This is a genomic window from Amycolatopsis sp. NBC_00438 (assembly GCF_036026695.1).
Classification (GTDB): domain Bacteria; phylum Actinomycetota; class Actinomycetes; order Mycobacteriales; family Pseudonocardiaceae; genus Amycolatopsis.
Genome location: NZ_CP107923.1, coordinates 3,266,758 through 3,290,610 on the forward strand (window position 1 = coordinate 3,266,758; position 23,853 = coordinate 3,290,610).

At 72.5% G+C, this 23,853-nt stretch carries 22 protein-coding genes; 17 read left to right on the plus strand and 5 right to left on the minus strand.

The features are described 5' to 3' along the window. The first annotated feature begins 43 nt into the window (after positions 1–43). Together OG494_RS14360 and OG494_RS14365 are read left to right on the plus strand one after the other, a co-directional pair. Positions 44–1,081: a LacI family DNA-binding transcriptional regulator gene (locus tag OG494_RS14360; protein WP_328455818.1), complete on the plus strand. Its 1,038-nt coding sequence runs from the start codon at positions 44–46 to the stop codon at positions 1,079–1,081. Positions 1,082–1,189: 108 nt separating this feature from the next. Continuing rightward, complete coding sequence (locus OG494_RS14365) at positions 1,190–3,571, plus strand: glycoside hydrolase family 2 protein (RefSeq protein WP_328455820.1); 2,382 nt, start codon at positions 1,190–1,192, stop codon at positions 3,569–3,571. An 83-nt stretch (positions 3,572–3,654) separates the two neighbouring features. On the opposite strand, the gene OG494_RS14370 is transcribed toward OG494_RS14365, so the two are convergent. Then, positions 3,655–4,017, minus strand: a complete 363-nt coding sequence (locus OG494_RS14370) for a DUF488 domain-containing protein (protein ID WP_328455822.1) — start codon at positions 4,015–4,017, stop codon at positions 3,655–3,657. A gap of 71 nt (positions 4,018–4,088) precedes the next feature. Here OG494_RS14370 and OG494_RS14375 point away from each other — a divergent pair, with 71 nt between their 5' ends. From OG494_RS14375 to OG494_RS14395, 5 genes are all read left to right on the plus strand, one after another. Then, positions 4,089–4,679, plus strand: coding sequence for a hypothetical protein (locus OG494_RS14375; protein ID WP_328455824.1), 591 nt, complete (start codon positions 4,089–4,091; stop codon positions 4,677–4,679). A 43-nt stretch (positions 4,680–4,722) separates the two neighbouring features. Continuing rightward, positions 4,723–6,297: an acyl-CoA synthetase gene (locus OG494_RS14380; protein ID WP_328455826.1), complete on the plus strand. Its 1,575-nt coding sequence runs from the start codon at positions 4,723–4,725 to the stop codon at positions 6,295–6,297. 213 nt (positions 6,298–6,510) lie between these two features. Next, positions 6,511–6,732: a hypothetical protein gene (locus OG494_RS14385; RefSeq protein WP_328455828.1), complete on the plus strand. Its 222-nt coding sequence runs from the start codon at positions 6,511–6,513 to the stop codon at positions 6,730–6,732. 107 nt (positions 6,733–6,839) lie between these two features. Further along, entirely contained in the window at positions 6,840–8,915 is a 2,076-nt protein-coding gene (locus OG494_RS14390; protein ID WP_328458941.1) for a putative Ig domain-containing protein, read from the plus strand. A gap of 40 nt (positions 8,916–8,955) precedes the next feature. Further along, complete coding sequence (locus tag OG494_RS14395) at positions 8,956–9,813, plus strand: GNAT family N-acetyltransferase (protein WP_328455830.1); 858 nt, start codon at positions 8,956–8,958, stop codon at positions 9,811–9,813. On the opposite strand, the gene OG494_RS14400 is transcribed toward OG494_RS14395, so the two are convergent. Further along, the gene (locus tag OG494_RS14400) at positions 9,738–10,082 is read right to left on the minus strand and encodes an MmcQ/YjbR family DNA-binding protein (RefSeq protein WP_442874405.1); all 345 of its coding nucleotides are present in this window, start codon (positions 10,080–10,082) and stop codon (positions 9,738–9,740) included. The genes OG494_RS14395 and OG494_RS14400 overlap by 76 nt on opposite strands. Positions 10,083–10,116: 34 nt before the next feature. Here OG494_RS14400 and OG494_RS14405 point away from each other — a divergent pair, with 34 nt between their 5' ends. Beyond that, positions 10,117–10,878, plus strand: a complete 762-nt coding sequence (locus OG494_RS14405) for a fructosamine kinase family protein (RefSeq protein WP_328455834.1) — start codon at positions 10,117–10,119, stop codon at positions 10,876–10,878. On the opposite strand, the gene OG494_RS14410 is transcribed toward OG494_RS14405, so the two are convergent. Continuing rightward, positions 10,875–11,543, minus strand: coding sequence for an HNH endonuclease family protein (locus tag OG494_RS14410; protein WP_328455836.1), 669 nt, complete (start codon positions 11,541–11,543; stop codon positions 10,875–10,877). The two genes, OG494_RS14405 and OG494_RS14410, sit on opposite strands and share 4 nt — an antisense overlap. 89 nt (positions 11,544–11,632) lie before the next feature. Continuing rightward, positions 11,633–12,139: a hypothetical protein gene (locus OG494_RS14415; RefSeq protein ID WP_328455838.1), complete on the minus strand. Its 507-nt coding sequence runs from the start codon at positions 12,137–12,139 to the stop codon at positions 11,633–11,635. A 1,323-nt stretch (positions 12,140–13,462) separates the two neighbouring features. Here OG494_RS14415 and OG494_RS14420 point away from each other — a divergent pair. The 9 genes from OG494_RS14420 to OG494_RS14460 all read left to right on the plus strand — a co-directional run bounded on the left by OG494_RS14420 (position 13,463) and on the right by OG494_RS14460 (position 21,486). After that, on the plus strand, positions 13,463–14,308 hold the full coding sequence (locus tag OG494_RS14420) for an urea carboxylase-associated family protein (protein WP_328455840.1): 846 nt from the start codon (positions 13,463–13,465) through the stop codon (positions 14,306–14,308). A 9-nt stretch (positions 14,309–14,317) separates the two neighbouring features. After that, the gene (locus tag OG494_RS14425) at positions 14,318–14,800 is read left to right on the plus strand and encodes an NUDIX hydrolase (RefSeq protein WP_328455842.1); all 483 of its coding nucleotides are present in this window, start codon (positions 14,318–14,320) and stop codon (positions 14,798–14,800) included. A 105-nt stretch (positions 14,801–14,905) separates the two neighbouring features. Beyond that, positions 14,906–16,519, plus strand: coding sequence for a sigma-54-dependent Fis family transcriptional regulator (locus OG494_RS14430; RefSeq protein WP_328455844.1), 1,614 nt, complete (start codon positions 14,906–14,908; stop codon positions 16,517–16,519). A 117-nt stretch (positions 16,520–16,636) separates the two neighbouring features. Beyond that, a complete protein-coding gene (locus tag OG494_RS14435) occupies positions 16,637–17,749 on the plus strand; it encodes an NDMA-dependent alcohol dehydrogenase (RefSeq protein WP_328455846.1) in 1,113 nt (370 codons plus the stop codon). A 125-nt stretch (positions 17,750–17,874) separates the two neighbouring features. Then, the gene (gene mftA, locus OG494_RS14440) at positions 17,875–17,967 is read left to right on the plus strand and encodes a mycofactocin precursor MftA (RefSeq protein ID WP_328455848.1); all 93 of its coding nucleotides are present in this window, start codon (positions 17,875–17,877) and stop codon (positions 17,965–17,967) included. Continuing rightward, positions 17,957–18,253, plus strand: coding sequence for a mycofactocin biosynthesis chaperone MftB (mftB, locus tag OG494_RS14445; protein ID WP_328455850.1), 297 nt, complete (start codon positions 17,957–17,959; stop codon positions 18,251–18,253). Before mftA ends, mftB begins: the two co-directional genes overlap by 11 nt. After that, complete coding sequence (gene mftC / locus OG494_RS14450) at positions 18,250–19,431, plus strand: mycofactocin radical SAM maturase (RefSeq protein WP_328455852.1); 1,182 nt, start codon at positions 18,250–18,252, stop codon at positions 19,429–19,431. Before mftB ends, mftC begins: the two co-directional genes overlap by 4 nt. A 94-nt stretch (positions 19,432–19,525) precedes the next feature. Next, the gene (locus OG494_RS14455) at positions 19,526–20,620 is read left to right on the plus strand and encodes a calcium:proton antiporter (RefSeq protein WP_328455854.1); all 1,095 of its coding nucleotides are present in this window, start codon (positions 19,526–19,528) and stop codon (positions 20,618–20,620) included. Next, positions 20,620–21,486 carry a cobalamin-binding protein gene (locus tag OG494_RS14460; protein ID WP_328455856.1) on the plus strand — a complete coding sequence of 289 codons (867 nt, stop codon included), beginning with the start codon at positions 20,620–20,622 and terminating at the stop codon, positions 21,484–21,486. The genes OG494_RS14455 and OG494_RS14460 overlap by 1 nt, the downstream gene beginning before the upstream one ends. Here OG494_RS14460 and OG494_RS14465 read toward each other — a convergent pair. Continuing rightward, positions 21,476–23,842, minus strand: a complete 2,367-nt coding sequence (locus tag OG494_RS14465) for a SpoIIE family protein phosphatase (protein WP_328455858.1) — start codon at positions 23,840–23,842, stop codon at positions 21,476–21,478. The two genes, OG494_RS14460 and OG494_RS14465, sit on opposite strands and share 11 nt — an antisense overlap. Positions 23,843–23,853: the final 11 nt, after the last annotated feature.

The following is a 23,853-nucleotide window of genomic DNA, read 5'->3' on the forward strand; positions in this document are numbered from 1 at the left end:
GGCGATGTTACGTTTCAACGGTGCGTGCTCAGGAGGGGGTCAGATGACGGTCCAGGAGTCCGGCGCCGAGTCGAGGGCGGCGGGCATGAAGGACGTCGCCGCGGCCGCGGGCGTCTCCCTCGGCACGGTGTCCAACGTGCTGAACCGGCCCGACCGGGTCAGTCCCGCCACGCGCGCGAAGGTCGAGGCCGCGATGGCCGAACTCCGCTTCGTGCGCAACGAGTCCGCGCGCCAGCTCCGCGCCGGACGCAGCCGCGTGCTGGCCTACGTGATGCTCGACGGCAGCAACCCCTTCTTCACCGACGTCGCGGCCGGCATGGAAGACGCCGCCGACGAGAGCGACCTTTCCCTGTTCCTCTGCAACAGCGCGCACCAGCCGTCCCGGGAGGAGGCCTACCTCGGCCGACTCGAACAGCAGCGCGTGCAGGGCATCCTCATCACGCCGGTCGACCCGGACGCGCCGCTGCTGCGCGAGATCGCCCGCCGCGGCACACCGGTGGTCGTCGTGGACCGCACGCCGGATGGCACCGAGCACTGTTCCGTCGCCGTCGACGACGTCTACGGCGGCGAGATCGCCGTGCGGCACCTGATCGAGCAGGGCCACGAGCGGATCGCGTTCATCGGCAACCACACGACGGTCGGCCAGGTGCGCGACCGGCGTCAGGGCGCGTTGCGCGCGCTGGCCGCGGCCGGTCTGGCCCCGGATCGCCTGGTCGACCTCACGACGACGGCGCTGACCGTCGCCGACGGCCGCGGCGCCGGCGAGCGCCTGGCCGGCCTGCCCGCGGCGATCCGCCCGACCGCCGCGTTCTGCGCCAACGACCTGGTCGCCCTCGGCCTGCTGCAGACCTGCGCCACCCTGCGCATGCGCGTCCCGGAGGACCTGGCGATAGTCGGCTACGACGACATCGAGTTCGCCGCGGCGGCCGCGGTCCCGCTCACCTCGGTCCGCCAGCCCCGCCATCGCCTCGGCCGCACCGCCGCGGAGCTGCTGCTGGCCGAAACCACCGAAACCGCCCACGAGCACCGGCAAGTCGTTTTCACCCCGGAACTGGTGGTGCGCACCTCGACCCTGCGCTGACCTGGCCCCCGTAATGGCGTGTTGATCAGGTGCGATGCCACAGTGGGTCCGTTGGGGACACACTGGAGCTCATCGAGCCACGGTGCTCGCCCGAGCTCGGAGGTCGGCATGGCGGACGGAAGGCGGCTTTCGCGGCGCGGGTTCCTCGCCGCGAGCGGGGCCGCGCTCGGCGCCGCCGTCGTGGGGGCCACCGTCGCCGGGTCCGCCGGGATGGGGGAACCGGACCCGGATGCCGTGCGGCTGGGCGATTTCTGGCTGTTCGGGCGGTACGAGGACGGCTGTGCCGACGCCGACTTCGACGAAGAAGACCTTTCGCCCGTCCAGCTCCCCCACTGCGTGACGCCGTTGTCGTGGACCGGCTGGGACCCGGCGTCGTGGCAGGACCGGTGGATCTACCGCAAGCACTTCACGGTCTCCCCGGCGATGGCGTCCGAGCGCGTGCGGGCCCGGTTCGACGGCGTCATGACCAACGCGACCGTCTACCTCAACGGCACGCTCGTCACCTCCCACAACGGCGGTTACCTGCCGTTCGAAGTGGAGCTGCCGCAGGTCACGGCAGGCGACAACATCCTCGCCGTGGTGGTCGACGGGCGGTGGCAGCTCGACGTCCCGCCCAACCTGCCGCGGCTGGCCGGCCCGTCGGTGATCGACTTCTACCAGCCGGCCGGGATCTACCGCCCGGCCACGATCGGCACGGTGCCGCGCACCCGCCTCACCGACGTCTTCGCGTGCCCCACCGACGTCCTGGGCCCGGCCCGGTCGCTGCGCCTGACCTGCGAGCTGGACACGACCGCCGCGATCGGCGAGCCGCTGCAGCTCACCGCGTCGGTGAGCCAGGCGGGCCGGGAACTGGCCCAGGGCGCCACGACCCTCGGGCCGATGCCCGTCGGGACGAAGACCGTCACCTTCGACGTCGGCGGGCTCGGCGCCGTCCGGCTGTGGGACGTCGAGGATCCCGCGCTGTGCGACGTCACGGTGAGCGTGCGCTCCGGGCCGCGGCGGCTCGACCGGCGCGTGGTGCGCGTCGGGTTCCGCGAAGCCAGGTTCACCCCGGACGGCTTCTTCCTCAACGGCAGCCGGCTCAAGCTGCTCGGGCTCAACCGCCACCAGTGGTACCCGTTCGCCGGCGGCGCGATGCCCGACCGGGTCCAGCGGCGCGACGCCGAGATCCTGCGCCGCGAGCTGAACTGCACGATGGTCCGCTGCTCGCACTACCCGCAGTCGAGCGCGTTCCTCGACGCGTGCGACGAGCTGGGCCTGCTGGTGTGGGAGGAGATCCCCGGCTGGGGCCGCGTCGGCGACGCCGCGTGGCAGCAGCAGAACCTGCGGGACGTCTCGGCGATGGTCGTGCGGGACCGCAACCACCCGAGCATCGTCGTGTGGGGCACCCGCGTCAACGAGGCGACCGGGACCACGGAGATGTACCTGAAGACCGGGAAACTCGCGAAGCAGCTCGACCCGTCGCGACCGACCAGCGGCGCGCTGGCCAGCACCACCGGCGCGCGGCTGGCGTTGCCGCCGGGCACCGACGAGCAGGTGCTCGCCTACAACGACTACACCGCGCACCGCGGCGCGCCGTTCCAGCTGAAGCCGCCGCGGCCGGGCGTGCCGTACCTGGTGACGGAGTCGATCGGCACGCTCGCCGGCGCCCGCGCGTACCGGCGCACCGACCCGAACGCGAACCAGCAGCTGCAGGCCGAGCTGCACGCGAAGGCCCACGACCTGGCCGCGGCCGACGACCGCTACAGCGGCCTGCTCGCGTGGTGCGCGTTCGACTACCCGTCGGGCTGGCAGCGCTCGATGGGCGGCTCGAAGTTCGCCGGGGTGTCCGACATCTTCCGGATCCCGAAGCCGGCGGCGGCCTTCTACGCCTCGCAGGGCGATCCGCGGGTGCGCGCGGTCGTCGAGGCCGGGTTCGCGTGGGACTTCGTGGCCGGGCTGCCGGGGCCGGGCGCGACGATCTGGTCGAACTGCGACCGCCTGGAGGTGTTCCTGGCCGACCGGCACGCGGGCACGGCCCGCAGCCGCCGGGCGGACTTCCCGCACCTGCGGTACCCGCCGTTCGCGGTGGACTTCCCGCTGTCCCGGGCCGAACTGCGCGTCGACGGTTACGTGGGCGACCGCGTGCTGGTGACCCGGCGCTACAGCGGCGACCGGAGCCGGGACGTGCTGAGCTGCGTCCCGGACGACACGGACCTGCTATCCGACGGCGCCGACGCCACCCGCGTCGTCGTGGCGGCCACGGACCGCTACGGCACCCTGCGCGCGTCGGCGGGCGGGAAGGTGTCCCTCACCCTGACGGGCCCGGGCGAGCTGGTCGGGGACGCCACACTGGACCTCGCGGCCACCGGCGGCGCGGCCGCGGTCTGGCTGCGCCCGTTCGCGGGCCCCGCGGGCACCCTGACCCTGACGGCCCGCCACGACACCCTGGGCACCACCACGACCACGGTGACCACCCACGCCGCCCCCACCTCCGCAACCCGCCCATGACCACCTGCCCACGGTCCGTGAAGGACTCCTTGAGGGACTCTGAGTCCCTCAAGGAGTCCTTCACGGACCGGCGAGGTCGTGGGTCAGGGGGCGGCGGTGAGGACGGCGGCCAGGACCGCCGCCTGGCTGAGGGGCAGCGTCGTGCTTGCCGTCAGCAGGGTGAGCGGGCCGCCCGCCGCCAGTTCGCGGAGCCTCGCCAGGGCCGCGAGGCGGTCCGGCTCGCGCAGCTCCGCGCGGTAGCGGTCCGCGAACTCGGCGAAGCGGTCCGGGTCGTGGCCGTACCAGGTGCGCAGCTCGTCCGACGGTGCCAGCTGGCGGTACCAGCCGTCCAGCTCGACCGATCGGGACGCGCCCCGCGGCCAGAGCCGTTCCACGAGCACGCGGGTACCGTCGGCGGGCCCGGCCGGGTCGGTCAGGCGCGCCACGCGGACCGGCGTGGGGTGCATGCGCGCATTCTGCGTCGCGCCCGCGTCCGCCGCCACTCCGGACGCCACCGTCCGGGACCTGGGGGAACACCGTGCGCAACCGCGTGACGCCGACCGGCGGGATCGTCGACGTCCCGCTGCGCGGCACGTGGACCGGCAACCGCGGGGTGCTGCACGAGCGCCACGAGATCGTCCGCTTCCACGCCGGCGACCTGTGGATCACCTGCGTGCTCGAGTTCCGCGGCCGGTGGCGCGAGCAGTGGCTGCCGGGCCGCTACACGCACCTGTACTTCCACGACGAAGCCGTCTCGTTCGCCGCCGGGCACCGGCCCTGCGGCGAGTGCCGCCGGCCCGCGTACACCGCCTACCGCGATGCCTGGGGCGGCGGGCCGTCGGCGACGGCGATGAACCGGCAGCTGCACCGCGAACGCCTCCACCGCGGCACCCACCGCCGCCGGCTGCACGAGCTGACTTGGGCCGGCCTCCCGGACGGCGTCTTCGTCCTCCGCGACGACCACCCGGAACTCCTCCTGGGCGACCACCTCACGGAGTGGACGACGGCGGGCTACGGCACCCGGCGGCCGCGTCCCACCACCGGCACGGCCCAAGTCCTCACTCCCCCGGCGACGATCGCCGTGCTGCGTGCCGGTTACCCCGTGCAGATCGACGACACCGCGCGCTGAACCGAGGCTTGCGGGCCGGACCGTCCCGACCGAGACTGCCGGGATGGACCAGGTCACCGCCACCCTCGTCGGCCGCGCCCGGCAGCACGCCCTGGGCGATCTCCTCCGCCGCACCGCGCTGCGGCTGCCGGACAAGCTCGCCGTCGTCTCCGGGGACACCCGGCTCACCTTCGCCGATTTCGAAGCCGCCGCCAACCGCTGCGCCCACGCCCTCACCGCGCGCGGCCTCCGCAAGGGCGACCGGCTCGCGCTGCTGAGCCACAACTGCTGGCAGTACGGCGTGCTGGCCTTCGCCACCGCGAAACTCGGCGTGCTCCTGGTCCCGGTCAACTTCATGCTCGGTGCCGACGAGGTCGCCTACATCCTCCGCCACGCCGAGGCCGCCGCCTTCGTCACCGAGGACGCGCTCGAAGCGACCGCCGCCGAAGCCCTCGAACTGTCCGGACTGGACGACGTCGTCCGCGGCCGGATCGGCCCCGACGGCAGCTGGGACGACATTGGCGCCTGGCTGTCCGAAGGAGACGATCAGGCCCCGGACGTCTTCGTCGCCGACGACGACCCGCTGCGGCTGATGTACACCTCCGGCACGGAGTCGCGGCCGAAAGGCGTGCTGCTGTCGAGCCGGTCCCTGATCGCGCAGTACGTCTCGTGCGTGATCGACGGCGGGATGAGCGCCGACGACGTCGAGGTGCACTCGCTCCCGCTCTACCACTGCGCCCAGCTGGACTGCTTCTTCTCCGTCGACGTCTACCTCGGCGCCACCAGCGTCATCCTGCCCGGGCCGGACCCGGCGGCGCTGCTCGCGGCCGTCGAGCGGGAGCGGGCGACGAAGCTGTTCGCGCCGCCGACCGTGTGGATCTCCTTGCTGCGCCACGAAAACTTCGACCGCACCGACCTGTCGAGCCTGCGCAAGGGTTACTACGGCGCGTCGGCGATGCCGGTCGAGGTCCTGCGCGAACTGCGCCGCCGGCTGCCGGAGGTCGACCTGTGGAACTTCTACGGCCAGACGGAAATGGCGCCGCTGGCCACGATCCTGCGTCCCGACGAGCAGCTCCCCCGGGCCGGCTCGGCCGGGCGGGCGTCGCTCAACGTCGAGACGCGCATCGTCGACGACGAGGACAACCCGGTGGCGCCGGGCGTCGTCGGCGAGATCGTGCACCGCAGCCCGCACGCCACCCTCGGCTACTACCGGGACGAGGAGAAGACGGCGGAGGCGTTCCGCGCGGGCTGGTTCCACTCCGGCGATCTGGGCGTCGTCGACGAGGACGGCTACCTGTCCGTCGTGGACCGCAAGAAGGACATGATCAAGACCGGCGGCGAGAACGTCGCGAGCCGCGAGGTCGAAGAAGCCCTGTACCTGCTGGACGGCGTCGCCGAAGTCGCCGTGTTCGGGATCGGCCATCCACACTGGATCGAAGCCGTCACCGCCGTGGTCGTGCCCCGCGAAGATGTCGAATTGACCGCGGCGCAGGTGATCGACCACGCCCGCGCGCGGCTGGCCGGTTACAAATGTCCCAAGTACGTCGTGTTCGCGGACCGGCTTCCCAAGAACCCCAGCGGAAAGATCGTCAAGCGTGAACTGCGGGAGCGACACGCCGGACTGGCCACACGGGACTGAACCACCGAAACCCTCCTGCCCGGCAAGGAAAACGACGAATAACGCTGTACGAGAGGGTCTGCTCTCGCGGGAACGCCGCCGCCGGAGGGCACCAGGGCCGACCGGCCCGGGGACCGGAAGTCCTAAAGCCGTGGCGCGGCTCGTCCGTCGGGTCTAGTAATGAGGCCGTCGTCGTTCTTCGACGGCGGAACCCGAGGGGAAGAGGTACAGATCGTGTCCGTTTTCATCGCCGTCCTGCTCGCGCTGGGCGCCGGGCTGCTCGTCGGCGGCCGGGTCCACCACGCCAGGGAGGCCCGCTCCAACTACTCCGCCTACCGCGCCCGGACCGCCAAGGGCTTCGGGGAGATGATCCGGAGCATCGTCGGCGCCGGCATCGCGGTGGTCGGCGCCATCGCGCTGCTCGTCATCCTGCTCAACGTGCTCCAGCAGGCGTAACCGCACGAACCCGACTCATGGCGGGTTGTTGCCACCGGACCCGCAGAGGACGCTTTCCAAGGCTCCGAGGTGCGGGGCCGCGAAAGGACGACCTCATGAGATCGAGGGTGCTTTCCGCTGCGCTCGGTGTGGCCGTGGGCCTGCTGGGCACAGTCGCCGTCGCCGCGCCGGCGCAAGCCGCCGCCGCGGTCTGCGGTGACCAGCTCGTCGGCAACGGCGGGTTCGAGAGCGGCACCACGCCGTGGACCCAGACCAGTGGTGTCATCTCCGCGGCGACCACCGCGGAACCGGCGCACGGCGGCACGATGGACGCCTGGCTGGACGGCTACGGCACCACCCACACCGACACCCTGTCCCAGTCCCTGACGCTCCCGGCCGGCTGCGCCACGGCGAGCCTGACCTGGTGGTCACACGTCGACACCAAGGAGACGTCGACGACGACCGCCTACGACAAGCTCGTGGTGCAGGCCGGGACCGACACCCTCGCGAGCTATTCGAACCTCGACAAGAACACCGGCTACGTCCAGCGCACCGTGGACGTCTCGCGCTACCTCGGGCAGACCGTGACCCTCAAGGTCACCGGCACCGAGGACTCGAGCCTGGCCACCAACTTCCTCCTCGACGACTTCGCCCTGACCACGACCGGGACGTCCAACCCGCAGTCGCCGGTCGTCACCTCGCCCGGCAGCCAGAGCACCGCCGTCGGCCAGGCGGTGTCGCTGCAGGTCCAGGCCACCGACCCGCAGAACGACGCGCTGACCTGGACCGCGACCGGCCTGCCCGCCGGGCTGGCCGTCGGCGCGAGCACCGGGAAGATCACCGGCACGCCGACCACCGCCGGCACGTCGTCGGTCACCGTCACGGCGAAGGATCCCGGCGGCAACAGCGGCAGCGCCACGTTCTCGTGGACGATCGGCTCGGCCCCCGCCGACTCGACGCGCACGCCGATCAACCCGGCCTACACGGTGAACCTGACGTCGAACACCGCCGGCGACACCTGGAACGGGCACCAGTCCGTCAGCTTCACCAACGGCTCGCCGACCGCGCTGCCCGAGGTCTACCTGCGGCTCTGGGACAACTACCACGGCACCTGCCCGACCACGCCGATCACGGTCACGAACGTCACCGGCGGCACGGCGTCGGCCCTGAGCGTCAACTGCACCGCGCTGAAGATCACGCTGCCCTCGCCGCTGGCGCAGGGGCAGTCGGCGTCGATCGGGTTCGACCTGAAGATCGTCGTGCCCAGCGGCGCCGACCGGTTCGGCCACGACGGCGCGTTCAACATGATCGGCAACGCGCTGCCGATCCTGGCGGTCCGCGACGGCGCGGGCTGGCACCTCGACCCGTACACCAACAACGGCGAGGCGTTCTACAGCCTGATCAGCGACTTCGACGTCACCCTCGTGCACCCGAGCACGGTGCTGACCCCGGCCACCGGCACGTCGACCGAGACGACCAGCGGCAGCACGACGACCACGCACGCCGTCGCGAACAAGGTGCGTGACTTCGCGTGGGGCGCCGGGCCGTTCGCGAAGATCAGCACGACGTCCGGCAAGGGCGTGCGGGTCAACGTCTACTCGGTCAGCGGGATCTCCACGAGCAGCGCGAACCAGATGCTGACGCTCGCCGCCGACTCCATCGACGTCCACTCGGGCCGCTTCGGCGACTACCCGTACGGCGAGGTGGACGTGGTGCTGGACAACAACTTCTGGTTCGGCGGCATGGAGTACCCGGGCTTCGTGATGGACCTCGTGTCGACCACGGCGCTCCCGCACGAGCTGGCGCACCAGTGGTTCTACGGGATCGTCGGTGACGACGAGTACAACTCGCCGTGGCTCGACGAGAGCTTCACCGACTACGCCACCGACCTCTACCGGGGTGTCACCGGCAGCGGCTGCGGCATCACGTGGCAGTCGAGCGCGGAGAAGCTGACCAACTCGATGGCGTACTGGGACGCGCATTCGTCGCGGTACTCCACCGTGGTCTACAACTACGGCAAGTGCACCCTGCACGACCTGCGGCGGCTCATCGGCGACACGCCGATGGCGAACCTGCTGAAGTCGTACGCGCAGTCGCACTGGTACGGGGTGTCGACCACGGCCGAGTTCAAGGCCGCGGCGCAGGCGGCGGCCGGGTCGACGGACCTGACGTCGTTCTGGGCATCGCACCGCGTCGAAGGATAAATCGGTTGGTCCCCGCCCGTGCGTCCGGCAGGCTGGACGCATGGGCGGGGACCGGCTTTTCTGCGACACGGCGCTGGCGGCGCGGATCGAACGCGCCGAGGCGCGGCTGATCTCGTCGTGCACCGAGGCCGGGCGAGTCCGACGCGGTGCCGGGTTCGCGCGCCCGCTCGCCGGCGGGGTCGCGAGCCTCGCCGAGGCGGACTCGCCGTTCACCAAGATCGCCGCGCTCGGTTTCGACGGCCTGCCGTCCGACGCCGAGCTGGCGGAGGTCGAGCAGGCCTTCGCGGAGCTGGGCGCCCCGGTCCAGGTCGAGCTGTGCCAGCTGGCCGATTCCGCGGTCGGCGCGTTCCTCACCGAACGCGGCTACCGGCTGGAGTCGTTCGAGAACGTCCTCGGGCGGCGGCTCGGCGACCCGGACTTCCCCGAAGACGTCCGGCTGTGCCGCGACGACGAACTGGAGCAGTGGCTGGCCATGGTCGCGGACGCGAGCGCCGTCGCCGACACCGAGGGGCTGCCCTCGCACGAGGACTTCCCGCGGGAGACGCTGGTCCGCGCGTTGCGGGACATGGCCGGGGTCAGGCGGTACGTCGCGGTGCGCGGCGGCGAGTTCGCCGGGGGTGCCAGTTTCCGCGCCACGGACGGGATCGCGCAGTTCACCGGTGCGGCCACCCTCCCCGCGCACCGGCGGCGGGGTGTGCAGACGGCGTTGCTGCGGGCCCGGCTCGCCGCGGCGGCCGAAGCCGGGTGCGACGTCGCCGTCGTCACCACGCAGCCGGGGTCGAAGTCGCACCAGAACGTGCAGCGGCAGGGGTTCGACCTGCTCTACACCCGGGCGATCCTGGTGAAGGGCACCTCGGCGACCAGCTCGTCCGGTGCCGACAACCGCCAGGCCTCGTAAATCAGTTCGGCCAGCTCGTCGGCCTCGATGCCGTCCAGGTACACGACGACCCAGCCGAAACCGCCGGTGGTGAACTGGATCTCGAAGACGTCCGGGCGTTCGGAGACGAGCGCGAGCTGCTCGGAGATCGTCTGCTTGAGGCCGACCGTGCGCGTGCGCGGCCAGTAGTAGCCGAACCGCTTGCCGCGCACGCTGAACGACGAGTAGTCGCGCGCCTCGGACCGTTCCACGTCCGCCAGTGCGCCGAGCACCCGTTCGAAGTCCTGCACGCGACCACCGTAGCGCGCCGGTACCGTGCGGGTCATGAGCGACCTGACCGAGGCCGTACTGGACGACGGCCGCGCCGTCGTGGTCAAGCGCGGTGCCGGGCCGCGCGCGACGGCGGCCGAGGTGGCGGGCCTGCGCTGGCTGGCCGCGGCGGGTGCGGTGCCGGTGCCGGCGGTGCACAGCCACGACGACGACCAGCTCGTCCTCGACCGCGTCCCCGCCGGACGGCCCGATCCGGCCGCCGCGGAACGGTTCGGCCGCGGCCTCGCCCGCCTGCACGCGGCCGGCGCGCCCGCGTTCGGGGCCGCTCCCCCGGGCGGCCCCGCCGACGCGTGGATCGGCCTGGCGCCGATGGCGAACGTCCCGGGCGACGACTGGGCGTCGTGGTACGCGGCGCACCGCGTCCTGCCTTACGTGCGGCAGGCCGTCGACGCCGGGCTGCTCGAGGCCGCGCCGTTCGAGCGCGCGTGCGCCCGGCTCGCGGCTCCGGACGAACCGCCCGCACGGCTGCACGGCGACCTGTGGAACGGCAACGTCCTGTGGGACGGCCGGGAGGCGTGGCTGATCGACCCGGCCGCGCACGGCGGGCACCGCGAGACGGACCTGGCGATGCTGCACCTGTTCGGCTGCCCGCACCTGGACCGGATCGTGGCCGCGTACGACGAGACCGCGCCCCTGGCCGACGGCCGGCGCGACCGGATCGGCATGCACCAGCTGTTCCCGCTGCTGGTGCACACCGTCCTGTTCGGACAGTCCTACGCCGCGCAGGCCCTCGCCGCGGCGCGGTCACTGGGCTAGCACTTGGCGAGCATGGTCTCCAGGGCGGTCTTTTCCGGGACGGTGATCGTCAGGCCGTAGTTGCGCTTGACGACGATCCAGTCGGTCGCGTAGGTGCACCAGTACGACACGAGCGGCGGCTTCCAGGCGTCGGGGGCCTTGTCGCTCTTCTGCTCGTTGAGGTTGTCGGTCACCGCGTGCAGCTGCGGGCGGACCAGGTCGTTCGCGAACTGCTCCCGGCGTTCCTTCGTCCACTTCTTGGCGCCGCTGATCCAGGCCTGCCCGAGCGGCACCATGTGGTCGATGTCCACATCGGACGCCTTCGTCCAGGTCTGGCCGTCGTAGGCGCTGACCCAGGTGCCCGACTTGGCGGCGCACTGGGCGTCGACGGAGACGTTCTTGCCGTCGCGCTTGAGCACCTGTTCGCGGGTGTCGCAGGCGCCGTCGACCTTGTCCCAGTGCGGGAACTCGTCCCGCGAGTAGCCGTCCATGGTCCCGCGGACGGCGACCTGCAGCGCGTTCAGCTCGGTGCGGGCCTCGGCGGGCGCGACCGGCGCCGCGGCGGCCGTCCCGCCCGGTTGGCTGCCTTGCCCCCCGGCGGCGAGGTCTTCGGGCTTGCACCCGGCCAGCGCGGTGCCCGCCACGGCGGTCAGCAGGACCAGGGTGAGCGCTTTGGTGCGCGACATCGTGAGCCCCTTTCACGTCTCCCGCATGATGCCCAGGAGACGCGCCGGGGAAACGGTGCAATCGGCCCAGTTGACGCGAACGAAACGCGTCAACCGCCGTGGAAGACCTCCGCGACGAACACGGCGGCGATGATCCCGACCGTCACGAGCAGGCTCAGCACCACGACCAGCCCCCACGGCACCTGCCGGATCGGCCGGGGCCGCGGGAAGACCGCGGAGGCCGGCCCCCGCGACCGGGGCGGACCGGGTTCGTCGACCTCCGGCGGGGCCGCCACCACCACTTCGGCGGCCACCTCCCGCGGTTCGGGCATCGGCGGCAGAACCCGGTCCGCGGCCGGAAGACGCAGCGGAAACCCTTCGGCGAGCAACGCGGACCGCGGCGGCGCGAGGTGGGCGAGGGACAGGGCGTAGCAGGCCTCGAGGACGTCGTCGGCGGTCCAGACGGTCCGCCACCGGTTGTGCTGCGCGATGATCCGCCGCAGCCCACGCGGATCGGCGAGCACGGTGGCGACGCCGGCCTCGGGTTCGCGCAGAGGCAACAAGGGCCACGCGTGCCGGACGCTCAACGAGCCCGCGATCGGCTCGGCGGACGGCACGCCCGCCGGCGCGAGCCTGGTTGCCGCCTCGGGGGGTGAGAGGGTTGGCGCCGGCCCCGCAGCCGGTCCAGCTCCGGCGAATCCGGCCGACGGGAGTTGCTCCGCCTCGGGCGGGGAACCCGGCGACCCCGCAACCACAGCCGGCCCCGAACCGGCGAACCCGGCCGAAGGGAGTTGCGCCGCCTCAGGCGGGAAACCGGGCGACCCTGCCGTCACAGCCGGTCCCGAACCGGCGAACCCGGCCGGAGCGAGCCGCGCCGCCTCAGGCGACAAACCCGGCGACCCCGCCACCCCAGACGGCCCCGAACCGGCGAACCCGGCCGGAGCGAGCCGCGCCGCCTCAGGCGGCAAACCCGGCGACCCCGCAACCACAGCCGGCCCCGAACCGGCGAACCCGGCCGAAGCGAGCCGCGCCGCCTCAGGCGGCAAACCCGGCGACCCCGCAACCACAGCCGGCCCCGGAGCCGATCCGGGCCCGGGGAGCCTTGCAGACGCGAGCCGCGCCGGCCCAGGCGGGAAACCGGCCGACCCCGATCCGGCAGAACCCGCCGGTGCGAGTCTCGTCGGCACCTCGGCCGGCAGAGCAGCCGGTCCCGATCCGGCGAAGCCCGCCGCCGCCAACCGTGCATCAGGCGGCAGAGGCGTCTGTCCGGGTCCAGGCTCGGCGAATCCCACCGAAGCGAGCCCCGGAGCCATTCCGACCGGCGAAACACCGGCCTCCGGCCCGGGCGGCACCGCCGGCGGACGCGGATCGGCCACCACCGATCCTCGACCAGGCACCATCAGCTCAGGAACCCTTGCGCCCCAAGGCGAATCCGGCTGACGCGCCGGCGGCACCACCACGACAAGCCCGGTCACGTACCGGCCCCCACCGAGAGCGGCCAAGGCGACCTTCGCCGCCGCCACCGCCGCTCCCACCCTCGGCCCCGGTTCGGCGCCGGTGACCGCGCCCGGCTCGTGCGCCGCGATCACCACCACGCCGGACCGGGTGAACACCAGCGCGTCCACGAAACACGGGCCGGTGCGGCTCGGGACGCTGATCCCCGCCAACGCCAGACCGCGCAGCTGGTCCGGGCCCCAGGAACGCAACAACCCCACAAGATGCTCCGCGGCGACGGGCAAGCCCTGGTCGCCGGTGCGCTGCTGCGCGACGAGCACGCCGGTCACACCTCCATGACGAGAACGGCGAACGGTCCCTCGACGGTAGGAGGCGGACCGCTTTCCTCCCAGGCGCCGAACGAGTGGTCGATTGCGACGAACCGGGCACCGTCCGTAGCGAGGCATGCTGGACGGGCACCCCGAAGCCGACCCAGGGAGACGCCGATGGGTTCCCCGCCACCCGCCTACCAGCCCACCGCCGGCGGCGCGCTCGACGTCGACCGGCCCTTCTACCAGCGGCTCGCCGGCGAAACCGGCCGGGAACTCGTCGAGAGCTTCGAGGTCCCGATCCGCTCGGGACGCGCGTGGCGGGTGCCGCGCGGGCACCTGTGCCGCCTGCGAACCGTCGACGGCCCTCAGGTCGGCGACCTCAACCTGTGGAACGCCGACGACCCGCGCGAGCGCTTCTGGGCCGCGCGCACCCGGCAGCTGCAGCGCGCGCACGTCAGCACGTTCGACCGGCTCTGGTCCACCCTGCCGTTCCTGCGCCCGCTGGCCACCATCACCGCGGACACGCTCGAGAACTACGGCGTCGACGGCGAAGGCGGCCGGGTGCACGACCTGCTCGGCACCCGCTGCGACCCGTACGTGAACCGGATGCTCACCGGCGAGGACTTCGACTTCCACTGCCACTCGAACCTGGTCCGCGCGGTGGCGCCGTTCGGGCTGACCGAGTTCGACGTGCACGACGTGCTGAACGTCTTCCAGTGCACCGGGCTCACCGACGACGACCGCTACTTCATGAAGGCCTGCCCGGCCCGCCCGGGCGACCACTTCGAGTTCTTCGCCGAGATCGACCTGCTGTGCGCGCTCTCGACGTGCCCGGGCGGCGACCTGTCGATCCCGCTGTGGGGGCCGGACGCCCGCGACCCGATCGGCGTCTGCCGGCCCATCGGCGTCGAGGTCTTCGCACCGCCTTCGCACCTGCTCGAGGGCTGGTCGTCGCCACCCCGGGCGGCCTACCGCTGCCTGCACGGCGTCCGGCAGCCGGAGTGGGGTGAACCGGGTTAGGTTGCCTGGGTGGAACTGCTGCCCTTCGACGAGTACGTCCGGTCCCTCGACCGCAAGCGGACGGCCGCCGGTGTGCTCCTGCGCGACACCGCGGACCGGGTGCTGTTCGTCCGGCCGTCGTACCAGCCGTTCTGGGAGATCCCGGGCGGCGCCGGCGAGGCGGGTGAGGCGCCGTGGCACACAGCGGTGCGCGAACTCCGCGAAGAACTCGGGCTCGACCGGCCACCGGGGCGCCTGCTCGTGCTCGACCACCAGCCGGCGGGCCGGCTGCCCGAAGGCCTCAACTTCGTCTTCGACGGCGGCCTCGTGACCGAAGACGACGTCGCCCGCATGAGGTTCACCGACGACGAGATCGTCGCGGCAAGCCTCCTCCCGCTCGCCGACGCGACACCCGGGCTCCAGCCGGTCCTCGCCCGCCGGGTGGCGGCGGCGCTGGCCTCCGTCCGGTCGGGCGATTTACTCCTGTGCGAAGACGGCCGTCCGGTTTCATGATCGCCGAACTCCTTGAACGGGAAGGGTTTGCTCGGGTTCACCCCGCGCGCGGTCCGTGTGATGATGGGCAGCGGGTACCCGATCGGCTCGACGAGGAGTGCGAAAGTGGACCTGCGGAACGAGATCGCGCAGTCGTGGCGGCGGGCCGAGCTGTCCGGGCTCTCCCCCGGGTCGGCCGTCGACCGTCTCGACGTCACCGACGTCGACAGCCGCAGCCGGCTGCTGCGCGCCGCGTCGCCGGTGCTCGACGAGCTGGCCCGGCAGCTGGCCGGCACCCGGTTCTGCGTCGTGCTGGCCGACCACGAGTGCCGGATCGTCGCGCGGCGGTTCACCGAACGGTCGGTGGAGCTGGCCCTGGAGGACATCAGCGCGGTGCCCGGCTGCCAGTTCCTGGAGGAGCGGACCGGGACGAACGCCCTCGCCACGCCGTTCGAGACCCGCCGCGGCGTCGCGGTCGACGGCGGTGAGCACTTCCTCGAGGCGATGAAGCAGTTCACCTGTTACGGCCACCCCCTGACGCACCCGGCGACCCGGCGCCTGGTCGGCGTCCTCGACATCACCGGGCCGGCGGGTGACGCGAACCCCCTGCTCGGGCCGTTTCTGCGCCGCGCGGTGTCGGACATCGAACGGCGGCTGCTCGACGGCGCGAAACTCGCCGAACAGCAGCTGCTGGCGGCGTTCCAGTCGGTGCAGCACCGGGCGTGCGCGGTGCTGGCGCTCGGCCAGAACGTGGTGCTGGCCAACACCGCGGCGACCGAGCTGGTCGACACGGCCGACCACCGGCTGCTGCAGGAGCTGGGCCGCACCCGGCGCGGCGTCCGGCGGATCCGGCTGACCTCGGGAACGCCGGTCGAGGTCCGGGTCGAGGCGGTGTCGGCGAACGCCGGGCTGCTGTTCGAGCTGGCCCCGGTCCGCCCGGCGAGCCCGGTGGTGTCCCGCCCGCCGGGCCCGCGCGAGCTGTTCCCGACGGCGGTGGAGGACCGCCTCCGCCACGCCGGCCGCGCTCGACGTCGAGTGCTCATCTGCGGCGAGCCGGGGGCGGGCCGGAGCACGGCGGCGCGGGTCGTCGCGGGAGAGTCGCCGGTGCTCGAGTTCGACGCGTCGGACGTCGTCTCCGGAGCGGCGTCCTGGTGCGCGTCGGTCGAGGCCGCCGCCGGGGTGGACGGCTTGGTGGTGATCGACGGCATCCAGCTGCTGCCGCCGTTGGCCGCGGTCCGCCTGGCCCGGCTCCTGGATACGACCACCGCATGGTTCGCCCTGGTCAGCGGGCCGGCGTCGGAGCTGCACGGCGAGCAGGCGACCCTGGCGTCGCGCGCGCACCGCCGCATCGAGCTGCCGCCGCTGCGGGAGCGCCGCGACGAGATCCCGTCGATCGCGCGCTCCCTGCTGCGCGACTTCGGCGCGTCGTTGCGGCTGACACCGGGTGCGCTGGAACTGCTGGGTTCCCAGCAGTGGCCGGGCAACCTGCGCGAGCTGGCCGGAGTCCTGTCGGCGGCCGTCGACCGCCGGTCGGCGGGCGACCTGACCGCGGAGGACGTCGCGCCGGGCTGCGTGTCGACCGCACCGGGCGCGGCGCTGAGCGGCTGGGAACAGGCGGAGTACGACGTGATCGTCCGGACGCTGCGGGCGTGCGGCGGCAACAAGGTCCACGCGGCGAAGCAGCTGGGCATCAGCCGCTCGACGCTCTACAACCGGATGCGTGCATTGCGGGTCCGCTGAACCCCCGAACGGCGCCCCTGAACAGGCAACTGTCCGGGATTCGGACACTTCACCGCCCGCCCCGCTGCACACAATCGGCTGCGAAGGGGTGCACCGCCGCACGTTGAGGAGATGGCCGTGAAGACCAAGGCAGCCGTACTGTTCGATGCCGGGAAGCCGTTCGAGCTGATGGAACTCGACCTCGACGGACCCGGGCCGGGCGAGGTGCTGATCAAGTACACCGCCGCCGGGTTGTGCCACTCGGATCTGCACCTGATCGACAACGACCTCGTGCCGCGGTTCCCGATCATCGGCGGGCACGAGGGCGCCGGGATCATCGAGGACGTCGGCCCCGGCGTCACCAAGGTGGCACCCGGCGACCACGTCGTGTGCAGCTTCATCCCGAACTGCGGCACCTGCCGCTACTGCTCCACCGGCCGGCAGAACCTGTGCGACATGGGCGCCACCATCCTCGACGGCCACATGCCCGACGGCACCTTCCGCTTCCACGGCGGCGGCCAGGACTTCGGCGCGATGTGCATGCTCGGCACGTTCTCCGAGCGCGCCACCATCTCGCAGCACTCGGTCGTCAAGGTCGACGACTGGCTGCCGCTGGAGACCGCCGTGCTCGTCGGCTGCGGCGTCCCGACCGGGTGGGCCACCGCCAACTACGCCGGCGGCGTCCGGGCCGGCGACACCACCGTCGTCTACGGCATCGGCGGCATCGGCATCAACGCCGTGCAGGGCGCCGCGCACGCCGGCGCGAAGTACGTCGTCGCCGTCGACCCCGTCGAGTTCAAGCGCGAGGCCGCGCTCAAGTTCGGCGCGACCCACGCGTTCGCCACCGCCGCCGAGGCCGCGGAGAAGGTCAACGAACTCACCTGGGGCCAGCTGGCCGACCAGGCGCTGATCACCGTCGGCACCGTCGAAGAGGACGTCGTCAGCCAGGCGTTCGACGTCGTCGGCAAGGGCGGCACCGTCGTCATCACCGGGCTCGCCAACCCCGAGAAACTCACCGTGCACGTCTCCGGCGGCGTGATGACGCTGTTCGAGAAGACGATCAAGGGCACGCTGTTCGGCTCGGCGAACCCGCAGTACGACATCGTCCGGCTGCTGCGGCTCTACGACGCCGGCCAGCTCAAGCTCGACGAGCTCGTGACCCGCAAGTACACCCTCGACCAGGTCAACGAGGGCTACCAGGACCTGCGCGACGGCAAGAACATCCGCGGCGTCATCGTCCACGCCCAGTGAGCCGCTACCGCGAAAGACCTGTCACCACACCTGCCCGACCGGCCGGGATCACAGCACCCGGCCGCACGGTGGCCGCGGCCACCGTGGCGGTTAGCGTCGGAGCAGGCCCACCCGAGGAGGACAGCATGGCCGAACAAACCCCGGAAATCGAGGAAGCTCCGGTCGAGGAGCTGCTCGTCGAAGAAGTGTCGATCGACGGTATGTGCGGTGTCTACTGAGACGTCCACAGAGGACACCCAGGTGAACCTCGACGCCGCGTACCGGCTCAACCCGCAGGTGGCGCTGCGCCCCGAACCGTTCGGGGCGCTCGCCTACCACTTCGGGAACCGCAAGCTGTCGTTCCTCAAGTCCCCGGACCTCGTGGCGTTCGTCCGCGAGCTGGCGACCCACGCCAGCCTGCGCGACGCGCTCGACGCGGCCGAGCTCGGGGAGACCCGCCGCGCGAGCTTCCTGAAAGCACTGGAATCCCTCGTCGCCACCGACATGATCGTGGAGGACCCGTGAGCGTTCCCGCTCTGGTCGACCAGTTCAAGTACGGCCTCACCGCGCCGATCTGCCTGACCTGGGAGTGGACCTACGCCTGCAACCTGGCGTGCGAGCACTGCCTGTCGTCCTCGGGCCGGCGCGACCCGCGCGAGCTGTCGACCGCCGAGATCAAGGCGGTGATCGACGAGCTGGAGCGCATGCAGGTCTTCTACGTCAACGTCGGCGGCGGCGAGCCGACCGTCCGGAGCGACTTCTGGGAGCTCCTCGACTACGCGATCGCCCACCACGTGGGGATCAAGTTCTCCACCAACGGCGTCAAGATCACCCCGGAGCGCGCGAAGCAGCTGGCGAGCACGGACTACGTCGACGTCCAGATCTCGCTCGACGGCGCCACCCGCGAGGTCAACGACGCCGTGCGCGGCCCGGGCTCCTACGACCTGGCGATGCGGGCCCTGAAGAACCTCGCCGACGCCGGGATGAAGGACTTCAAGATCTCCGTCGTGATGACCCGGCACAACGTCTCGCAGCTCGACGGGTTCAAGCGCATCGCCGACGGCTTCGGCGCGCAGCTGCGGATCACCCGGCTGCGCCCGTCCGGCCGCGGCGCCGACGTCTGGGACGACCTGCACCCGACCGCGGAGCAGCAGTTCGAGCTGTACGACTGGCTGGTGGCCCACGGCGAAGGTGTGCTGACAGGCGACTCGTTCTTCCACCTCAACGCGCTCGGCTCGACGCCCCTGCCCGGGCTGAACCTGTGCGGCGCGGGCCGGGTGGTCTGCCTGATCGACCCGGTCGGCGACGTCTACGCCTGCCCGTTCGCCATCCACGACGCGTTCAAGGCGGGCAACGTCCGCGGTGCCGGCTTCGGCCCGGTGTGGCGCGACTCGGCGTTGTTCGCCGACCTGCGCCGGCCGCAGACCGGCGGCGCGTGCTCGTCGTGCGCGGCCTACGACAGCTGCCAGGGCGGCTGCATGGCGGCGAAGTTCTTCACCGGCCTGCCCCTGGACGGCCCGGACCCCGAGTGCGTCAAGGGCCACGGCGAGCACGCACTGTCCACACGCGACACAGTCGGGCTGCCGAAGGCGAGCCAGGACCACTCCCGCACCGGGAGGCGCACGAGTGTCCTGCTGGGCCTGCCGGCGGTGCGCGTCCCCGACCGGGCGTGCGACACCAGCCCGCTCGCCGAGCTGCGCTGACCGTCCACAAGGGACCGTTTCGACGGCCCCGCCGGAAATGTGAGAATCGCCTTACGACCACGCAAAGTGACCGGCGGTGTGACAGGGTGGAGGCATGGCCGCCCTGAGATCCTTCCTGACGTCCTGGACCTCCGTCACCCCGGTGCTGGGGGTGGTCGTGCTGGCGGTGGCCTGGGGCCGCGACCTCGGGCCGGTTTTCGTGGCCGTCGTCGCGATCGCGCTCGGGGCGACCGTGCTCTCGGCGGTGCACCACGCGGAGGTCGTCGCCCACCGGGTGGGTGAACCGTTCGGGTCGCTGGTGCTCGCGGTCGCCGTGACGGTCATCGAGGTCGCGCTGATCGTCACGATGATGGTCTCCGGCGGCCCGGAAGCGACGTCGCTGGCGCGCGACACCGTGTTCGCCGCGGTGATGATCACGACCAACGGCATCGTCGGCATCTCACTGCTCGTCGGCGCGCGGCGCTACGGCTCGACGCTGTTCAACCCGGAGGGCAGCGGCGCGGCGATGGCCACGGTCGCGACCCTGGCCACGCTGAGCCTGGTGCTGCCGTCGTTCACCTCCAGCACGCCCGGCCCGGCGTTCTCCCCGGCCCAGCTGACCTTCGCCGCGCTCGCGTCGCTGGTGCTCTACGGGATGTTCGTGCTGAACCAGACCGTCCGCCACCGCGACTTCTTCCTCCCGGTGGCCGCCGACGGCGAAGTCAAGGAGGACGACCACGCCGAGCCGCCGACGAACAAGGCCGCGCTCGGCAGTCTCGCGCTGCTGCTGGTGGCGCTGGTCGCGGTGGTCGGCCTGGCCAAGGTGGAGTCCCCGGCGATCGAGGCCGGGGTCAGCGCCGCCGGGTTCCCGCAGTCGTTCGTCGGCGTCGTGATCGCGTTGCTGGTGCTGCTCCCGGAGACCCTCGCCGCGACCCGCGCGGCCCGGCGCGACCGGATGCAGATCAGCCTCAACCTGGCCTACGGCTCGGCGATCGCGAGCATCGGCCTGACGATCCCGGCGATCGCCCTCGCGTCGATCTGGCTGCCGGGCCAGCTGCTGCTCGGCCTGGGCTCGACGCAGATCGTGCTGCTCGCGCTGACCGTGGTGGTCAGCGTCCTGACGGTGGTCCCGGGCCGCGCGACCCGCCTCCAGGGCGGCGTCCACCTGGTCCTGCTGGCCGGCTTCCTGGTCCTGGCCGTGAACCCCTGATGCGGATCGTCTCGCTGCTGCCCGCCGCGACCGACATCGTCGCGACACTCGGCCTGCTGCCCGACCTCGTCGGCCGGACCCACGAATGCGACTGGCCGCAGGGCGAGGTCGAGCACATCCCCGTGGTGACGCGGGCGGAGTTCGACCCGGACGCGCTGTCCAGCAGGGAGATCTCCGAAGCCGTCGGCGGCGCGCGGCACAGTGGGTCCGCGCTCTACACCCTCGACAGTACGCAGCTGGCCGCGGCGCGCCCCGACGTCGTCCTCACCCAGGACCTCTGCGACGTCTGCGCGGTCTCCTACCAGCGGGTGTCCGAGGCGGTGCGGACGCTGGACACCGGGCCGCTGGTCGTCAGCCTCGAGCCCGCGACGATCGACGGTGTCCTCGACTGCCTCCGCCGGGTCGGCGACGTCCTCGATGTCCCGGAGCGGGCCGAGGCCGAGATCGCGAAGCTGCGCAAGCGCCTGGACGCCGTCCAGCCAGTCTCCGAAGCACCCCGTGTCGTCGCCTTGGAATGGCTCGATCCGATCTGGCCCGCCGGGCACTGGGTGCCCGAGCAGATCGCCCTCGCCGGAGGCGAGCCGCTGCTGGCGAAGGCCGGGGAGCACACCCGGCCGATCGAGTGGGACGCCGTCGTCGACGCCCAGCCCGACGTGCTGCTCCTGCTCCCCTGCGGCTTCCCGCCGGAACGCACCCGCGCGGAACTCCCGGCGCTGGCGAAACGGCCGGGCTGGGCCGGGCTGCCCGCCGTCCGCAACGGCCGGGTCCACGTCCTCGACGGGCCTGCCTACTTCAACCGCCCCGGGCCGAGAGTGGTCGACGGCGCCGAAATCCTCGCCGAGGTGTTCCGGGGAGTCAGGCGGTGACCTCGATGCCGACCACGCACGTGTCGTCGTCGGTGTCGGCCGTGCTGTAGGTCAGCAGCGTGTCGAGCTGGTGCTCCAGCCCGCCTTCGTGCCCCTCCACCAGCGTGACCAGCCGCGCCACCGACTCCTGCACGGGTGCGTCGCGGCGCTCGATCAGGCCGTCGGTGTAGATCAGCAGGATGTCGCCGTCGGCGAGCTGGACGGTCTCCTCCTGGTAGACGACGTCGCGGACCGCGCCGAGCAGCGAGCCGCGGATCAGCGGCAACGTCGTCGCCGAGCCGTCGCGGTGCCGGACGATCGGCGGCAGGTGCCCGGCCCGCGCCCAGCGCAGCTTCCGGGTCGCCGGGTCGAACACGGCCGCGACCGCGGTCGCCGTGACGTGGTCGGTGAGGTGGTAGGCCACCAGGTTGAGCCAGGTCAGCAGCTGCGCCGGCCCGGCGCCGGTGGCCGCGAGGCCGCGCAGGGCGTTGCGCAGGCTCACCATGCCGGTGGCCGCGTCGATGCCGTGCCCGGCGACATCGCCCACGCACAGCAGGATCTCGCCGGTCGGCAGCGCGACGGCGTCGTACCAGTCGCCGCCGACCAGGTGCTCCTTCTCCGCGGGCCGGTAGCGGACGGCGGCCCGCAGGCCCAGCATGTCGAGCGGGCCCTTGGCCGGCGGCATGATCGCGTGCTGCAGCTGCAGGGTGAGCCGGTTGCGCTCGATCGCCTCCTGCTCGGTCTCGGCCAGCCTGTCGCGGGTCGCGGCCAGCGCGACCTCGGTCCAGTGCTGCGAGGAGACGTCCTGGTAGGCGCCGCGCACGGCGACCAGCTCGCCGCGGCCGTCGACCACCGGTTCGGCCACCACCCGGATGTAGCGGGCGACGCCGTCGGAGCGCTGCAGCCGGAACGCCGTCGACCCCGGGCGCTTGTGGTGCAGCACCGTGCGCAGGAACCGGCCGATCGCCGGGGCGTCGTCGGCGTGTGCGTGCGTGGTCAGCTGGTGCAGCGACAGCGGCGCGGCGTGGGGCGGCAGGCCGTAGAGCGCGAACAGCTCGGTGTTCCAGGTGATCGCGCCGGTGACGACGTTCTCTTCGAAGCCGCCGATGCGGCCGAGCCGCTGGGCGTGCTGCAGCAGCACCGCGAGCTTCGCGGCGTCGTCCTGGATGCGCAGGATGAGCAGCACGTTGCCGGCGAAGCGGGTGATGCTGACGTCGGTCAGCACCGTGAGCGGCACCTGGTCGACCAGCGTCGTGACGGCCATGTTGTCGGCGCGGAACGGCTCACCGGTGGTGTACACGCGCTGGATCTTGTCCAGCAGCCCGCTTTCCTCGGCGGCGAGCGGGTACGCCTCCAGCAGCCGGGACCCGACGAGCAGGCTGCGGGGCCGCCCGCCCGGGTCGGTGAACCGGACGTTCGCGTGGTGGATGCGGAAGTCGCTGAGCCGGTCGCCGCCGTCGAGGCACGGCGAGAGCAGCACGGCCGGGTCGTGCAGGCCGTCGACGAAGTCCACCAGCTCGCCCAGGAAGTCCCCGGCGCCGCCGGGAGCCAGCGGCGCGACCACGCCGTCCCAGGTGTCGAGGGTGTGCGCGCAGAGCTCGGCGAGGGCTTCCAGCTGACGCCGTTCGCGCCCGGGCTCGGCGGGCAGCGGCTCCGGCCAGCACATCTCGACGACGCCGATGATCCGCCCGCCGGTGCCGGTGGGCACCGCGACCCGGCCGCCGCCGGCGAGGGTGTGCTGCCCGATCGACGGCAGCCCGGACGCCGCGAGCGTCGTGAACCACTCCGTGTCGCGCTCGATCAGCGCGCTGCGCGCCGGCGTCGCGACGCCGGGCGGGACGTACCGCCAGCGGGCGGCTTCCTCGGCCGAGAACCCGGCCGAACCGGCGAGGGTCAGCGAGCCGTCCGGCCCGGCGAGCCAGACCGCGACGGCGGTGGCGCCGAGCGGGCGCAGCGCGTGTTCCAGGATCGACTCCGCGACGCGCTGGGTGTCCCCCGCCGCCAGCACGCCGCTTTCCGCGGTGCGCAGGCGAACCGCGACGGAATCCTCTTCCGTACGGGCGAGAAATTCCTGCGCCACGTCGGTGATGCGGTCTTCGGCGGCCTCGCCGACGACCTCGGCGGCGAACTCCAGCGGCGTCACCCCGGCCCGCTCGGCCAGGGATTCCAGCTGCTTCGCGGCGTCGGAAGGCGTGCAGTGCAGGCGTTCCATCAGCACGCCCTTGGCGAGCTCGATCAGCGCGCGGCCGTCGGCGACGGCGTGCGCGTGGTCGACCTCGCTGCGCAGGCGGGCGACGGTGTCGGCGAGCCGGGCGAGGTTCGCCGACACCTCGGCGGGCGGCGCCAGCACGGGCACGCCCGGTTCTTCGGAAGGCAAGCGGGGTCCCC

Coding starts and splice junctions, on each gene's coding strand:
- OG494_RS14360 (WP_328455818.1), top strand. CDS start 44: ATGACGGTCCAGGAGTCCGGCGCCGAGTCGAGGGCGGCGGGCATGAAG.
- OG494_RS14365 (WP_328455820.1), top strand. CDS start 1,190: ATGGCGGACGGAAGGCGGCTTTCGCGGCGCGGGTTCCTCGCCGCGAGC.
- OG494_RS14370 (WP_328455822.1), bottom strand. CDS start 4,017: ATGCACCCCACGCCGGTCCGCGTGGCGCGCCTGACCGACCCGGCCGGG.
- OG494_RS14380 (WP_328455826.1), top strand. CDS start 4,723: ATGGACCAGGTCACCGCCACCCTCGTCGGCCGCGCCCGGCAGCACGCC.
- OG494_RS14395 (WP_328455830.1), top strand. CDS start 8,956: ATGGGCGGGGACCGGCTTTTCTGCGACACGGCGCTGGCGGCGCGGATC.
- OG494_RS14405 (WP_328455834.1), top strand. CDS start 10,117: ATGAGCGACCTGACCGAGGCCGTACTGGACGACGGCCGCGCCGTCGTG.
- OG494_RS14410 (WP_328455836.1), bottom strand. CDS start 11,543: ATGTCGCGCACCAAAGCGCTCACCCTGGTCCTGCTGACCGCCGTGGCG.
- OG494_RS14420 (WP_328455840.1), top strand. CDS start 13,463: ATGGGTTCCCCGCCACCCGCCTACCAGCCCACCGCCGGCGGCGCGCTC.
- mftA (WP_328455848.1), top strand. CDS start 17,875: ATGGCCGAACAAACCCCGGAAATCGAGGAAGCTCCGGTCGAGGAGCTG.
- OG494_RS14455 (WP_328455854.1), top strand. CDS start 19,526: ATGGCCGCCCTGAGATCCTTCCTGACGTCCTGGACCTCCGTCACCCCG.
- OG494_RS14460 (WP_328455856.1), top strand. CDS start 20,620: ATGCGGATCGTCTCGCTGCTGCCCGCCGCGACCGACATCGTCGCGACA.